The following is a 14307-nucleotide window of genomic DNA, read 5'->3' as shown; positions in this document are numbered from 1 at the left end:
CGCCGGATCGCTCCGGCGGCTGTCGTTATCCTGTCACTCGTGTCGCAAGCCTTACGCCGCGCGGCGGCTCTGCACTGCCCCGTACTCAGCCTGGGTACCGACGCGGAAGCCGCGGATGAGGTTGAGGAGTTCGTCGGTGTCGCTGGCGAGCGATTCTGCCGATGCGGTCGTCTCTTCCGCCATGGCGGCGTTCTGCTGGGTGGCGGCGTCGAGCTGGTTGATCGAGGAGGTGATCGAGCGCAGCGTCGTGTCCTGCTCGGAGGCGCTGTGGGCGATCTTCGAGACGATGTCGTTGGCGGCCTTGATCTGGTCGGAGATGCGCTTCGGCGCCTCGCCTGCCTCGCCAACGAAGCGAACGCCCTGTTCGACCTGGCCCGAGGAGCGGGCGATCTGGTCCTTGATCTCCTTGGCGGCGGCGGCCGAGCGCTGGGCCAGTTCGCGGACTTCCTGGGCGACGACGGCAAAGCCCTTGCCGCTTTCGCCGGCGCGCGCGGCCTCGACACCGGCGTTCAAGGCGAGCAGGTTGGTCTGGAAGGCGATGTCGTCGATGACGCCGATGATCTTGCCGATTTCCTCGGAAGACTTCTCGATTCCGCCCATCGCCTCGATCGCCTGTGTCACCACGGCGTCGCTGCGGCTCGCCTCGGAGCTGACCGAGTGGACGCGCTGGCTCGCCTCATGCGCGCCTTCGGCGGTCTGGCGCACGGCGACGCTGAGCTCGTCGAGGGCGGCCGAGGTTTCTTCCAGGCTTGCGGCCTGGCGCTCGGTGCGCTGCGACAGCTCGTTGGAAGCACGGCGGATCTCTTCCTTGCTGACGGCGATGTCGCCGCCCTTGACCGAGACCTTGGACATGGCAGCCTCGAGATGGCCGAGCGCATCGTTGAAGTTGTCGCGCAGGGTGGCGTATTTCTGGCCGAGATCGGCACAGCGGACCGTGAGATCGCCGCGGGCGATCTGCTCCAGCGCCTGGCCGATGGTGGAGACCACATGGGCCTGCACCGCGGTTTCGTCACGCTGCATGCGCTGATTGTTTTCGCGCTCGTCGTCGAGCGCCATCTGCTGGGCGGCCTCGCGTTCGGACATGGCGTGGCGCTCACGCACCTTTTCCTGCAGCGCCTTGGTCGCCTTGGCCATCATACCCACTTCGTTGTTCATGTCGGTGTGGGGAATGGCGATCGTGACGTTTTCTTCGGCGACAGCTTGGAGGGCAGTGTGGATGCGCGTCAGCGGGCCGGAGATGCTGCGAACCACGAAGAAGGCGGCGGCAGCGCCCAAGAGCAGCACGACGAGGCCGCCCGACAGCGCCTTGATGACATCTGAGCGGACCTGCGCGTCGAGATCGTCGAGATAGACGCCGGTGGCGACCACGACCTGCCAGGGTTCGAATGCCTTGGTGTAGACGGCCTTGCGGAACTGCGCATCTGCCGGCTGGCCGGGCTTGGGGCCATAGAACTCGACAATACCGCCGCCGGCGCGGCCGACCTTGACGATCTCGTCGCGATAGGGCTTGCCGCGGCTGTCGGGCGCGCCCTTGCTGCTCTTACCGAGCTTCGGCGTGTCATAGGTGATGCGCATGACGACGTCGTAGTCGTAGCCGATGAAATAGCCGTTGGGCTCATAGCGGATCGCGGAGAGCTGCTTGTATGCCAACGCCTGCGCCTGTTCGCGGGTCAGCTCGCCGGATTTCTCGCGGTCGTAATATTGCTGAACGATGGAAAGCCCGGATTCCACCTGCGTGCGCAGCATCTCGCCGCGCTCATGATAGATCGCATCGATCGAAGAGCGGATCTGCAGGTAGGAGGCGGCGCAGAAGGCCACCATCAGGCCGGCGACGAGCAGAAATAGCTGCCTGGAAATTCTCAGATTCTTCATAGGGCCTCGCAACGGGTGTCGGGTGACATCGTCCGGCGCGGTATCCTACCGCGTATGCGAGAGCGCGTGGCCCGTCGCTGGTACTGCTGCGAAAACACATGCGGCTACCGGTCGCGGCTAGAAATGGCCTGTTTTTTATAAGAAATACTTAACCACGGACTATATGATCTCTTAGCCGCGAAGTCGGAACCCGCAGTTGGAATCGGCAGGCGAAGTGGAAAATAGAAAATGCGCCCCTGCTTCTCTTCAGGAGCGCATTTCACCACCCTTTTGAGGTGGAGCCCCGGATGACCAAAACTTTGGACGGGAGGGGCAGGGAACTTTAAATCAAGGTCTAAGCTTGAAATTGGAAACGTCGAGCGGGCGCGTTTGTTCCGTCGGCTGGCCTGCAGCACCAGCAACGACGGGCTTGGTATCAGCGCCGATGACGGCAGAAGTCGTCGCCGTATCGACACCGTCGACGGCGGCGGGTGCGGCGGCAACAGCGACCGGTGCGGGCGCCTTGGTCACGAACACGACGGGGGAACCGCCCATCCAGCCTTCGGTGCGAAACAGCTTCTTTTCGCCGTCGACGTCGCGGATCTGCGAGTGCTCGAGCGTGCCGTCGGCGAGCGTCGGGACGATATATTCCTTCTTGGCTTCCACGACTTGAAGCGGCGGGCATGTGGTGCAGGTCATCTTGAGGATGCTGCTGTCGGCCGATGCCGCATTGGCGCCGACTACGTCGATCGACGACGCCATGGCCGAACCCGCCATCAACGCACCGACGACACCCAAAACAACCGCAGAAACCTGACGCATGGAAACACTCCGTCTTACCTTGCACACAGGTTTAACGCGGCTTTATTTCCATCCCGTCAGGGGAAAGGGTAAAAATTTAGAGAACTGATCCGATTTCGATATCGGATCACGCTTTTTCGCGCTTGATCGCCTGCCAGCCGATGTCGCGGCGGCAAAAGCCATTGTCCCACTCCACCTTGTCGAGCAGCGCATAGGCGCGGGCCTGGGCCTCGCCGACGGTCTTGCCCGTCGCGGTGACGTTCAACACGCGGCCGCCGGTGGCGACCAGCGCGCCATCCTTCAGCGCTGTGCCGGCATGAAACACCTTGGCGCCCTCGCCCGCCTCAGGGATGGACTTGATCGGCGTATTCTTGTCGTAGGAGCCGGGATAGCCCTTGGAGGCCATCACGACGGTCAGTGCCGGGTCGTCGCTCCATTCCGCCGTGACCTTGTCGAGCGTGCCGGTGGCGGTCGCATAAAGGATCGGCAGGAGATCGCTCTTCAGGCGCATCATCAGCACCTGGCATTCGGGATCGCCGAAGCGAACGTTGTATTCGATCAGCTCCGGGCCCTTCCTGGTGATCATCAGGCCGGCGAAGAAGACGCCGGAGAAGGGATAGCCGCTCTCGGCCATCCCGCGCATGGTGGGCTCGATGATTTCCTTCATCGTGCGCTCGACCATCTCAGGCGTCATGACGGGAGCGGGAGAATAGGCGCCCATGCCGCCGGTGTTCGGGCCGGTATCGCCCTCTCCCACCCGCTTGTGGTCCTGGGCGGTTGCGAGCGCCAATGCGTGCTTGCCGTCGCTCAGGCAGAAGAAGCTTGCCTCTTCGCCATCGAGATAGGCTTCGACCACGACCTCGGCACCGGCAGCGCCGAACGCGCCTTCGAAGCAATCGTCGACGGCGGCAAGCGCTTCATCGACGGTCATAGCGACCGTCACGCCCTTGCCGGCGGCAAGACCATCGGCCTTGACGACGATCGGGGCGCCCTGCTCGCGGATATAGGCCTTGGCCTTGGGGGCGTTGTTGAAACGCTGGTAGGCGCCGGTCGGGATATCGTAGCGGGCGCATATATCCTTGGTGAAACCCTTGGAACCCTCGAGCTGGGCGGCGGCTGCAGACGGGCCGAAGACGGCGAAGCCTTCGGCGCGCAGACGATCGGCAACGCCCGCCACCAGCGGCGCTTCCGGGCCGACGACGACGAAATCGATCGCGTTGTCCTTGCAGAAGGAAACAACCGCGTCGTTGTCCTCGGTGTTGACGGGGACGAGCGTCGCGTGCTCGGCGATCCCTGGATTGCCGGGGGCGGCATAGAGCGTGGTGAGTTCGGGCGATTGCGCCAGCTTCCAGGCCAATGCGTGCTCGCGCCCGCCCGATCCGATCAACAGAACCTTCATGCCCGTCCCTTTCCAGTTTGTGAGTGGCGGTTAAGGGGCTGGAGCGGAAAGGTCAAGCGGGAATGGGGTTGTGATGGTTCAGGGGCGGTGGTTGAGGCCCCCTCATCCGACCCTTCGGGCCACCTTCTCCCCTATGGGGCGAAGGGAAGATTGGCGCGAGCGGAGCGCCCCGAGTCTCTTCTCCCCAACGGGGAGAAGGTGCCGGCAGGCGGATGAGGGGGCCACACCCACCGCATCCTACGGCTGGGCTACCAGCCGCCGCCACCGCCACCGCCGCCACCGCCGCCAGAGAACCCACCTCCCCCGCCGCCGGACGAAAAGCCACCGCTGCCGCCGGAAAAGCCCGAGGAGGTCGAGGTCACGGGTGCGGGGAGTGTCGAGGCGATGGTGGAGGCCATCGAGGAGGAGAAGCCGCCGATGCTGTCGCCGAAACTGCCGGAATGGGTCGGATACCACATGGGCGAATAGGCGGCCGCCGCAGCTCCGGCTGCTGCAGCCGTTGCCAGCCAGGTCTGGAAGGCATCGCTCCAGGGTTTCTCGACACCGAGCGCCACGGCATAGGGCAGCAGCGTTTCGAAATGCTGCGGCGACATGGCGGGTGCGCCGGCCATGTTCATGCGGTCCTTTTCGGCGACCGTCAGATAGCGGCGCAGGCCGTCGATGTGGTCCATCAGCCGGCTGCCGAGCGGCGTCGGCGCGCCCATCAGGAAGAAGAACACCACGTTGATCATGACGATACCGCCGACGGCGACGATGACGGGCCAGTGGTCGGCTGCGGTCAATTGCTCGACGGCGGCAGTAACGATACCGGCGAGGATGGACAGAAGCGTGAAACCGAAGAAGCCGCCGATGATGACGCCGCCGATCTTGCTGCGCAGCGACGCGCCCTTGCGGAAACTGAGACCCAGACGCGACGACAGGATGCCTAAGAACACCGCCGAGAAAACGGTGGCGGCGATGAAGCCGCCGAGATCGGCATCGATTTCGCCGAAGGCCAGAACGGCGATGATGAAGATGACACTGAGGACGATGCCGCCGACCGTATAGAGCGCATTCGAGTGATAATACTTGCCGCGATGCTCGCCTTCGATCGCCTGGCGGAACTTCTGGCCGGCGTCGCGCACCTTTTCGCCATTGGACTTGCTGATTGCAAAGCCCTGGCCGGAGCGGCCAACGAGGGAGAGGAACGCGGCCTGGCCGGCCGGAAGGGCTTTCGGCAGCGGTTTGTCGGTGCGGGTGACCGTGATGCTGGAGCCGATATCGTCGAAGGTGACGTATCCCTTGACGGCGAGGTCAAGTGCGTTGGCCGAGAAGGCCGGCCAGCCGGCGCCGTTGAAACCCTTGTTGTCGATGTAGTTGACCAGCGCCGGCGATAACCCTTCCGGCGGGTCCCAGCGCGGCACAACGACGCCACGGGCCGGATCGCGGCCTACCCTCACCCAGAAGAACACATAGTAGAGCGCGACGAGGAGAAGGCCAGCGACGGCGATGACATCGGCCATGTGGTCGCGCAGCCACCAGGCGCGAAGCTGACTTGTTGATGGCGGGTCGATGACGCCCTTCGGCACGCCGGCGACGACGGTCAGGCCCTCGTTCTGCCCGAGCATGCGGGTCGTGGCGAAGATCGCCTGATTGCCCTCGATGCGGGACGTGGCATTCGTGGCGCGCGAGCCGAACGGGCCGGTATAAGCGGCAAGCTTCGTCACCTCGCCCGACGGCATGGTGATGCGCGCCGAGGCCTGCTCGATGGCGAACTGCCAGCCGGTGCCGGTGACATTCCAGTAGACCTCGTCATGGTCAGGGAAGTAGCGGATCATGCGGTCGGCCCTGTAGGTCAAGACATAGGTGTGCTCGCCCTGAGGCACGATGGTGTCGCTGGAGCCGGCATAGATGCGGATGCCGCCATCGATGCTTTCGGTCTTGTAGGGCTCGGGCTGGCCATCGCGAGTGACGGAGAGGAGATCGAAGCCGACGCGGATTGTGCGCCCCTCGCCATCCAGCATGGTCAGCGGGAAGTCGCGGAAGATGCCTCGCTTGACCTTGAACCCCTCGGCGACGATCGAGATCGTCTCGGTCACGGTGAGATCGCCGTCCTTGGCGACCTCGACTTCCGAATGATAGGAGGTGATGCGCTCGTTTGCGGCGGCAAGAGATGCCGCCAGCAGAAGTATCAGAGCGGCAACGAGACCGGACAACCAACGCATCAAGGCATTCTCCCCCTTGTCTTTTCAGAATTGTCTTTTTTGGATTGCCCGGCGAGATCAGCCGCCGGTTATTCGTCCTTAATGCCGACGCCGAGCGAGGCCAGCACCTTCCAGTAGTCAGGGAAGGTCTTGCCGACGCAATCCGGGTCCAGAATGGTGATGCCATCGATCTTCAGGCCGGCGAGCGCGAAGCTCATGGCGATGCGGTGATCGGCGAAGGTGTCGATATCAGCCGGCAGGTGCTGGCCAGCCAGCGCCGGGTCGGAAGAGACGATCAGGTCGTCGCCGTCCTCGGTCGCGAGGCCTGCGCGGATGTTGTTGAGGCCGGTCGAGACCGCGTGGATGCGGTCGCATTCCTTGACGCGCAGATTGGCGATACCGACGAAGCGCACCGGCGTTTCGTTGAAGGCGGCCAGCACGGCGATGGTCGGCACCGCATCCTGCATCTGAGAGCCGTCGATTTCGGCGGGAAGATGCGGGAACTGCCTGATGACGTCGTAAGCCTTCGCGTCCGGCTGGGTGAAGTCTTCATTGGCGACGCCTAGGTCGATCGCGCCCTTGGTCAGCACTTCGGCGGCCCAGAGATAGGTGGCGGCGGAAGCGTCCGGCTCAATGACGAAATCGGTGGCGGTGTAGCCGGTCGGCTCGATCACCCAGGAGGACGGCGTCGGCTGGCTGACCTTGGCGCCGAAAGCGCGCATGACTGATAGCGTCAGGTCGATATAGCCGCGCGCGCCGATATCGGCACCGGCAAGCTCGATCGTGAACGGCTCGGAGCCGCAGGCCGCCGCCATCTGCAAAGCGGAGACATACTGGCTGGAGAGGCCGGCATCGATGACGACCTTGTTGTTCGCAAAACGGCCGTTGGCGTCGATCGTCACCGGCGGGCAGCCGGTGGGCGCTTCGATGGCTACGCCGAGCGACTTCAGCGCTTCGACCAGCGGCTTGATCGGACGCTTGCGCATGTGCTCGTCGCCATCGACCACATAGCGGCCGTGGCCGAGCCCCAATGCTGCCGTGAGGAAGCGGGTGGCGGTGCCGGCATTGCCGAGGAAGAGAGGACCGACCGGAGCCTTGAGTTCGCCGGAGCTGGTGACGACGAAAGTCGTCGCGTCGGGCTCGTCCACCGTCACGCCCATGGCGCGCAGGGCTTCGGCCATATAGCGCGTGTCGTCGCTCTTCAGCGCGCCGGTCAGCCGGCTGGTGCCCTTGGCGAGACCGGCCAGGAGCAGTGCGCGGTTGGTGATCGACTTCGAGCCGGGAGGCACGGCGCGGCCGGACAGCGGCTTGGCCGCCGGGATGATGGTGAGCTTGTCTTTACTCATGGGCTTGTCTTCACTCGTTACGTCTTTTCCGGCAAATGCGCGCGGCCCTATCCGGCCGCGATCTTGCCCTGCTCCATAGCAGCTTTTCAGCAAAGGCAAATGCCTGTTGTCAGAACTTCGGGATCAGAACTTTACGCTCGGGACGGCGCGATCCGCCTCGTTGGTGATCTCGAAATACTCACGCTTGCTGAAACCGAACTGGTTGGCCACGAGGTTCGAGGGGAAGCTTTCGACCTTGACGTTGAGATCGCGGGCAGAGCCGTTGTAATAGCGGCGCGCCATCTGGATCTCGCTTTCCATGGTTTCGAGCGAGGTCTGCAGCTCGCGGAAATTCTCGTTGGCCTTCAGATCCGGGTAGGCTTCGGCGAGCGCCATCACGCGGCCGAGGGCTGCACCGAGCAGGCCTTCCGCCTGCGCGCGGCCGGCGACATCGCCTGCCGGAACGGTCTGCGCCTGGTTGCGAAGCTTGACGACCTCTTCGAGTGTCGTCTTTTCGTGGGTGGCGTAGCCCTTCACCGTTTCGATCAGGTTGGGGATCAGATCGGCGCGGCGCTTCAGCTGCACATCGATGCCGGACCAGGCCTCTTCCGCCATCTGCCGGGCGCGCACGAGGCCGTTATAGACAAAGACCGCATAGAGCGCGATCAGGACGATGAGGCCAAGAATAATATACATCGCGAATCCCCCGTTACGACGCAAGGTCGGCCGGGAGACTATGCGGCTTGGCGCCGCTTGTCATCTCCCGCCTTTGCAATCTGGCGCATCCCAAGATCTCGCGATACCGCGGCGGCCGGATAGGGCTTATCTTGACCATGGATCGGCCGACGGCGGCGGGATCCAAACTAGGTCACGAGGATCAATCAGCCATGAGCGCAGCCATCTTCCTGCTCAACATGCTTGCCATCGCTTCGTTCTTCATGCTCAAGGGCGCGCCGCGTCCGGCAGCGCGCACCGTAGAGGTGAAGGCAGACAGGCGCCGCTGATTGATCAGGCAGCCTTGCTGGCGAGATTGACGCCACCGGCGTCGGTCAAGAGGAAGGCTTCGCCGCAGGCCTTTGCGAGCGTGCGCACGCGCAGGATATAGCTCTGACGTTCAGTCACCGAGATCACGCCGCGCGCGTCGAGCAGGTTGAAGACGTGGCTGGCCTTGATGCACTGGTCGTAGGCCGGGAAAACGCACTTATGCAGCTTCTGGTTATCGCTGTCTCCAGGCGCGCCGGCGGCGAGAAGCGCCTGGCATTCCTTCTCGGCATCGATGAAGTGGCGATGCAGCATCTCGGTGTTGGCGAATTCGAAGTTGTGGCGCGAATATTCCTGCTCTGCCTGCAGGAAGACATCGCCATAGCTGATCTTCTCGTCGCCTTCGCGGCCGTTGAAGTTCAGGTCGTAGACGTTGTCGACGCCCTGGACATACATGGCGAGGCGCTCGAGACCATAGGTCAGCTCGCCCGCGACCGGCGAGCATTCGAGGCCGCAGACCTGCTGGAAATAGGTGAACTGCGAGACTTCCATGCCATCGCACCAGCACTCCCAGCCGAGACCCCAGGCGCCGAGCGTCGGGCTTTCCCAGTCATCCTCGACAAAGCGGACATCGTGCAGCAGCGGGTCAAGGCCGATCGCGGCGAGCGAGCCGAGATAGAGTTCCTGCAAGTTCGGCGGGTTCGGCTTCAGGATCACCTGGTACTGATAGTAATGCTGCAGGCGGTTCGGGTTTTCGCCGTAGCGACCGTCGGACGGGCGGCGCGAGGGCTGCACGTAGGCGGCCTTCCAGGGCTTGGGACCAAGCGCGCGCAGCGTGGTCGCCGGATGGAACGTACCGGCGCCGACTTCCATGTCGTAAGGCTGCAGCACCGCGCAACCCTTGTCCGCCCAGTAGCTGTGCAGCGTCAGGATCAGCGCCTGAAACGAGCGCTTCGGGTTCATGTGGTCGGGGATGCTGGGTGCAGACATGAGGTTAGTCGCCATTCAATTGGATCGGTGGGCGACAGGTGCCACGAGCGGCGATGGGGGTCAAGGGTTTCGGGACTTATCGGCTGTTCGCACCGTCGCGATCAAATCGCCAATCCGGCGGCAGCTGCAGCTTGGATGCCTTTATCCGTTCAAACGCCTTCGACCGGGCATCGGCGTCGGCGACCTCAAGGTCGCGGTCCGTGCCGATGTGAACCACAATGTCGTCGCCTTCCTTCAACCCAAGCGCGTCCACAATTGCCTGTGGGATGCAGACTCCGAGACCGTCTTCGAATTTGAAAATCCGCATGGCGCGCTCCGACGTGAACCTCTCACACCGTATCACACAGCAATGGAAGCGCCAAAGCACGCCCTCCCGCCGCTTCCCCACAGTTTGCAGGGAGGACAAGCGGTGTCGGTTGCCTTATAGTGAGTACAGACCTTGCCTTGGAGACGATTATGAACGCCAAGAACACTGTGATGCTGTCGGATGAGGATCTTCGCTACGCGGAGAAGCTCGTCGAGGATGGACGGTTTGCGAGCGTGTCGGACGTCGTCAAAGAAGGGTTGGCGCGGATGAGGAAACGCGATGCCTCAAGCGATCCGCTTGCGGGAATGGCCGACGAAATCCGTCGGCGAATGGAGTTGCCCGAGGATCAGCGGATACCGCTGGAAGGCGACACCATGTTCGATGAGGTGAGAGCATTCATCCGCGAACGTAAAGCGACGAGGAAATATGGCGTATAGGGTTACGCGCCATCCTCTCGTTAAAAACGATCTTCTCGACATCACCATTCTGGTGGGTGAATACGCCGGCGATGAAGTTGCCGAGGATAAAATCGACCTGATTGAGCAAAAGCTGCGCTCTCTTGCCGACTTTCCTCGTATCGGCACCATCCGAAGCGACCTCTATCCCGGGCTGCGCGCCATTCCGGCCTCAGAAAAAGCGACTGTCTGCTTTACCGTCAATGACGAAGCCCAATCCGTCTTCGTTCTCTGCATCAGCTATGGCGGAGCGGATTGGCAGGCAAGGGTTCGGGACAGGCAATAGCCCCTCAATCCTCATCCTTCTTCAAATGATACTCGCCCGTCACCGGGTCTTTCACCAGCGTGCCGATCGCTCCGGTCTGCTGCTCCCTCTGGGCGCGGCGGGATTTTTCCTGCAGGCGCTTGGCTTCGGCCACGAAGCGGCGGTAGAGGAGCCAGGCGCCCAGGACGAGCACACCCATGATCAAAAGCTGCGGCATGTCGTCTGTCTTCAACCCCTCGTTATTTTAATGCAATTGCGTCAGAGCCCGTATCGGCTCCACAATGCCTTGTCTTCGGCCGTCTCGACAAGACCCGCCGCGAAGCCGGAGGCGGCTCCTTCGAGCGATGATGATATGCCGGGAATGCGGCGTCCGAAAAGCCCCCTTGCAGGGGTCACGAGTTCGAGCTTGGTTTTCGAGCCGTAACGCTTCTTCAGTTCCTGGCGCATGTCGCCGAGGCCGTCGATGAGGCCGAGTTCCAGGCCGCGCGTGCCGGTCCAGAAGAGGCCGGAAAACACCGTCGCGTCATCCTTCAGCTTGCCGGCGCGGCGTTCGCGCACCATCGCGATGAACACCTGATGGATCTCCAGCTGCAGGGTCTTCAGATATTCGATGTCCTTTTCCTTCTCCGGCTGGAAGGGGTCGAGGATCACCTTGTTTTCGCCAGCGGTGTAGACGCGGCGCTCGACGCCGATCTTCTTCAGAAGCTCGGGGAAGCCGAAACCGCCGGAGACGACGCCGATCGAGCCGACGATCGAGGTAGGGTCGGCGATGATCTCGTCGCCCGCAAGCGCGATCATGTAGCCGCCGGAAGCCGCCACGTCCTCGACGAAGACGATGACCTTCTTCTGCTTTTCGCGCGCCAGTTCGCGGATGCGGGTGAAGATCAGCCGCGACTGAACCGGCGAGCCGCCGGGCGAATTGATGGAGATCGCGACGGCCGGCGCATCCTTGAAGCTGAATGCCTTTTCAAGCACCTGCGCGGTCGAGGCGAGGTTCAGCGCCGGGCGGAACTGGCTGCCGCCGGTCATGATCGCGCCCTGGAGCCTGACGACCGGGATCACGATGCCCTCCTTGCGGAAGCGCTTCGGCATCAGTTTTCTCAAAAATCCGGCCATTCCCATTCCTTCGTATAGGCTGCGTGAAACGTCTCTCCCATGTATGCGTCGCAACGGCAAACACAATGGGCGAGACGCAAAACAACTGCGCGCCAAGTTTCTTGTTGCGAATGACTTGCATTATCATTCTAATCAGCCATATTGCTCTTATTGATAGAACAGGCGGATGCTGCATGGACATTATGACACCCAAGGCCAAGACGGGCTGGCGCCACGAGCGCGAGGAGGCGTCGATGGCCGATGTCCACCGTACGATCGGAACGCAGAAGCACGCCTCGCGCTGGCGCCGCGCCATCGCTTTCGTCGGCCCGGGATATCTGGTGGCCGTCGGCTACATGGACCCCGGCAACTGGTCGACCTCGCTCGCCGGCGGCTCGAAGTTCGGCTACACGCTGCTGACGGTGGCGCTCTTGTCCAACCTGATGGCGATCGTGCTGCAATCGCTCTGCGCGCGCTTGGCGATCGGTTCCGGCCGCGATCTGGCGCAGGCCTGCCGCGATGCCTTCCCGCGCTGGGTATCGATCCCGCTCTGGCTATTTGCCGAGATCGCGATCATCGCCACCGATATCGCCGAGGTGATCGGCACAGCGATCGGTCTCAACCTTTTGTTCGGCATTCCGCTCGAACTCGGCGTCCTCATCACCGCGCTCGACGTCTTCCTCATCCTCTATCTGCAGAAGATCGGCTTCCGCTGGGTCGAGGCCTTCGTGATCGCGCTGCTCGGGATCATCACCGTCTGCTTCGGCGTGCAGATCTTCATGGCTGATCCGCAGTGGGGCGATGTGATCCGCGGCTTCTTCCCGACCACGGAGATCGTCTCCAATCCTGAGATGCTCTATCTGGCGCTCGGCATTCTCGGCGCGACCGTCATGCCGCATAATCTCTACCTGCATTCCGGCATCGTGCAGACACGCGATTACGGCCACAGTGTGCCGGAAAAGCGCGAGGCGCTGACCTATGCGACGATCGATTCCACCGTGGCGCTCTGCTTCGCGCTTCTGATCAATGCCTCGATCCTGATCCTCGCCGCCGCAGCCTTCCATGCCAATGGACGCACCGATGTCGCGGAACTCGGCGAAGCCTCCTCGCTGCTCGCACCGCTGCTCGGGCTTGCGCTGGCGCCGACGCTCTTCGGCATCGCGCTTTTATGCTGCGGCCTGAACTCGACGGTGACGGCGACCATGGCCGGGCAGATCATCATGGAAGGGTTCCTGAAGATCAGGCTTCAGCCCTGGATCCGGCGGTTGATCACCCGCGCCATCGCCATCGTACCAGCAGGTTTCGTGACCATCTGGTATGGCGACGCGGGCACCGCAGAGCTTCTTATCCTGACACAGGTCGTGCTCAGCCTGCAGCTTTCCTTCGCGGTCTTCCCGCTGGTGATGTTTACCGCCAACAAGGCGAAGATGGGCGACCTCGTCGCACCCCGCTGGCTCTCTGCGATCGCCTACACGATCGCCATCATCATCGCCGGGTTGAACATCAAGCTGCTGTTCGACTTCGTGATCGGCTAACGCCTGGAGTAAGCCGCGCGACCGTTGTTGAGGTCGTCGACGAAGGGGGAGAACTTGTGGCTCCCCTCTTCGTGCATGATCAGCGGCGCGCGCAGCGACAGCCGGGCGCGCGAGCCCTTGATCGCGGTCACCAGGATACGTACGGCGTTTTCACCCTCGCGCGGGTGGATGGCGGTGATCTCGATGCCGCCAAAGCGACGGCCGCAGGCGTCGATGATCTCGGCGATCGATTCCGGGCGAGCGATCAGCGACAGCTGGCCGCCGGGGATCATGATGGCGCCGGCCGTGCGCAGCCAGCTTTCGAACAGATCCTCCGTCATCGCATGCGCCTCCGCCTTCAGCGCATCCGGCGTCTTGCGGTCGCCGGGATCGTTGAAGGGCGGGTTGAGGATGACGTGGTGGAAGCTTTCGTCGACGAGGCCGGCGTCATTGCGCGCCTTGGCCTTCAGCGTCACATCCGCCTCGATGACGGTGACGCGGCCCGCCATGTGGACGTTTTCCTCAAGATCCAGGCTGCGGCGGGCGTAGTCCGCCATCTCCGCGGAGCGCTCGAAGAGCACGACCTCGGCCTTCGGCAGCCGCGAGGCGACGGCAAGGCCGGCCGCACCGGCGCCGGCGCCGAGGTCGGCGACCTTTACCGCTCTCTCATCATCCACCAATGCCGCCAGCAACATGGCGTCCATGCCGGAGCGATGCCCCCTGCCCTTCGGCTGGAGAATGTGAAAGGCCCCGCGATGGAAGGCGTCGATGGTCTCGGTTACGGGCTGATCGGGCGTCGGCTCGCTGGTCACGGGGTCGCTCACTTCTGCTCGCGCAATTCGTCGCCAAGGCCGGCGTCGATGAGGATGCGGCGGGCGCGGTCGGCCTGGTCGTCTTCGACAAGCAGGCGGCGCGGCAGCATGCCGAGCGAGCCTTCCAATATGCTCATGCCCTGATCGGCGATGAAGCAATGGATGCCGGCATCCTTCATCAGGCTTTGCGCGAAGGAGAGCAGCACGGGATCGTTGGCGCGGATAAGTTCATGCATTTACCGTGAAATCCCTTTCAATTTTCCGCGACGTGGCAATTTCGCCTCTTGCCGCTCAAGCCGCCCCTTTCTATTGTCAAATCCAATGAGTGA

15 protein-coding genes are annotated in these 14307 nt (G+C 62.9%); 3 read left to right on the top strand and 12 right to left on the bottom strand.

Features of this window, described 5'->3' with window-relative positions:
* Nucleotides 1-51: 51 nt before the first annotated feature.
* From QTL96_RS19485 to QTL96_RS19450, 8 genes are all read right to left on the bottom strand, one after another.
* Entirely contained in the window at nt 52-1872 is a 1821-nt protein-coding gene (locus QTL96_RS19485) for a methyl-accepting chemotaxis protein (protein ID WP_289728804.1), read from the bottom strand.
* A gap of 327 nt (nt 1873-2199) precedes the next feature.
* Nucleotides 2200-2673: a plant virulence effector HPE1-like domain-containing protein gene (locus QTL96_RS19480; RefSeq protein ID WP_113012190.1), complete on the bottom strand. Its 474-nt coding sequence runs from the start codon at nt 2671-2673 to the stop codon at nt 2200-2202.
* 106 nt (nt 2674-2779) lie between these two features.
* Nucleotides 2780-4051 (bottom strand): phosphoribosylamine--glycine ligase, encoded by a 1272-nt coding sequence (purD, locus tag QTL96_RS19475; protein WP_289728803.1) that lies wholly within the window; start codon nt 4049-4051, stop codon nt 2780-2782.
* Nucleotides 4052-4299: 248 nt separating this feature from the next.
* Nucleotides 4300-6255, bottom strand: a complete 1956-nt coding sequence (locus QTL96_RS19470) for a DUF2207 domain-containing protein (RefSeq protein WP_289728802.1) — start codon at nt 6253-6255, stop codon at nt 4300-4302.
* A 68-nt stretch (nt 6256-6323) separates the two neighbouring features.
* Nucleotides 6324-7580: a 3-phosphoshikimate 1-carboxyvinyltransferase gene (locus QTL96_RS19465; RefSeq protein WP_289728801.1), complete on the bottom strand. Its 1257-nt coding sequence runs from the start codon at nt 7578-7580 to the stop codon at nt 6324-6326.
* A gap of 123 nt (nt 7581-7703) precedes the next feature.
* Entirely contained in the window at nt 7704-8255 is a 552-nt protein-coding gene (locus tag QTL96_RS19460) for a LemA family protein (RefSeq protein WP_018898637.1), read from the bottom strand.
* A 312-nt stretch (nt 8256-8567) separates the two neighbouring features.
* Nucleotides 8568-9530, bottom strand: a complete 963-nt coding sequence (locus QTL96_RS19455) for a glycine--tRNA ligase subunit alpha (RefSeq protein WP_026283030.1) — start codon at nt 9528-9530, stop codon at nt 8568-8570.
* 76 nt (nt 9531-9606) lie between these two features.
* Nucleotides 9607-9837 carry an AbrB family transcriptional regulator gene (locus QTL96_RS19450; RefSeq protein WP_289728800.1) on the bottom strand — a complete coding sequence of 77 codons (231 nt, stop codon included), beginning with the start codon at nt 9835-9837 and terminating at the stop codon, nt 9607-9609.
* A gap of 149 nt (nt 9838-9986) precedes the next feature.
* On the opposite strand from QTL96_RS19450, the gene QTL96_RS19445 reads away from it, so the two are divergent.
* Both QTL96_RS19445 and QTL96_RS19440 read left to right on the top strand, forming a co-directional pair.
* Nucleotides 9987-10274, top strand: a complete 288-nt coding sequence (locus QTL96_RS19445; RefSeq protein WP_289728799.1) for a hypothetical protein — start codon at nt 9987-9989, stop codon at nt 10272-10274.
* On the top strand, nt 10264-10578 hold the full coding sequence (locus QTL96_RS19440) for a type II toxin-antitoxin system RelE/ParE family toxin (RefSeq protein ID WP_289728798.1): 315 nt from the start codon (nt 10264-10266) through the stop codon (nt 10576-10578). The genes QTL96_RS19445 and QTL96_RS19440 overlap by 11 nt, the downstream gene beginning before the upstream one ends.
* 4 nt (nt 10579-10582) lie before the next feature.
* Here QTL96_RS19440 and QTL96_RS19435 read toward each other — a convergent pair whose 3' ends face one another.
* Entirely contained in the window at nt 10583-10774 is a 192-nt protein-coding gene (locus QTL96_RS19435) for a hypothetical protein (RefSeq protein WP_113010089.1), read from the bottom strand.
* A gap of 41 nt (nt 10775-10815) precedes the next feature.
* A complete protein-coding gene (locus QTL96_RS19430; protein WP_113238573.1) occupies nt 10816-11673 on the bottom strand; it encodes a S49 family peptidase in 858 nt (285 codons plus the stop codon).
* Between the two features lie 173 nt (nt 11674-11846).
* Between QTL96_RS19430 and QTL96_RS19425 the strand changes: the two genes are divergently transcribed.
* Complete coding sequence (locus QTL96_RS19425) at nt 11847-13187, top strand: Nramp family divalent metal transporter (RefSeq protein ID WP_018898630.1); 1341 nt, start codon at nt 11847-11849, stop codon at nt 13185-13187.
* On the opposite strand, the gene QTL96_RS19420 is transcribed toward QTL96_RS19425, so the two are convergent.
* Together QTL96_RS19420 and QTL96_RS19415 are read right to left on the bottom strand one after the other, a co-directional pair.
* Nucleotides 13184-13990, bottom strand: a complete 807-nt coding sequence (locus tag QTL96_RS19420; RefSeq protein ID WP_289728797.1) for a methyltransferase — start codon at nt 13988-13990, stop codon at nt 13184-13186. The two genes, QTL96_RS19425 and QTL96_RS19420, sit on opposite strands and share 4 nt — an antisense overlap.
* Nucleotides 13987-14214 (bottom strand): DUF2007 domain-containing protein, encoded by a 228-nt coding sequence (locus tag QTL96_RS19415; protein ID WP_047508065.1) that lies wholly within the window; start codon nt 14212-14214, stop codon nt 13987-13989. The genes QTL96_RS19420 and QTL96_RS19415 overlap by 4 nt, the downstream gene beginning before the upstream one ends.
* Nucleotides 14215-14307 lie beyond the last annotated feature (93 nt).

The sequence above is a fragment of the Rhizobium sp. S163 genome, assembly GCF_030380805.1.
Lineage (GTDB): Bacteria > Pseudomonadota > Alphaproteobacteria > Rhizobiales > Rhizobiaceae > Rhizobium.
This window is presented reverse-complemented; position numbering and strand designations above follow the sequence as displayed.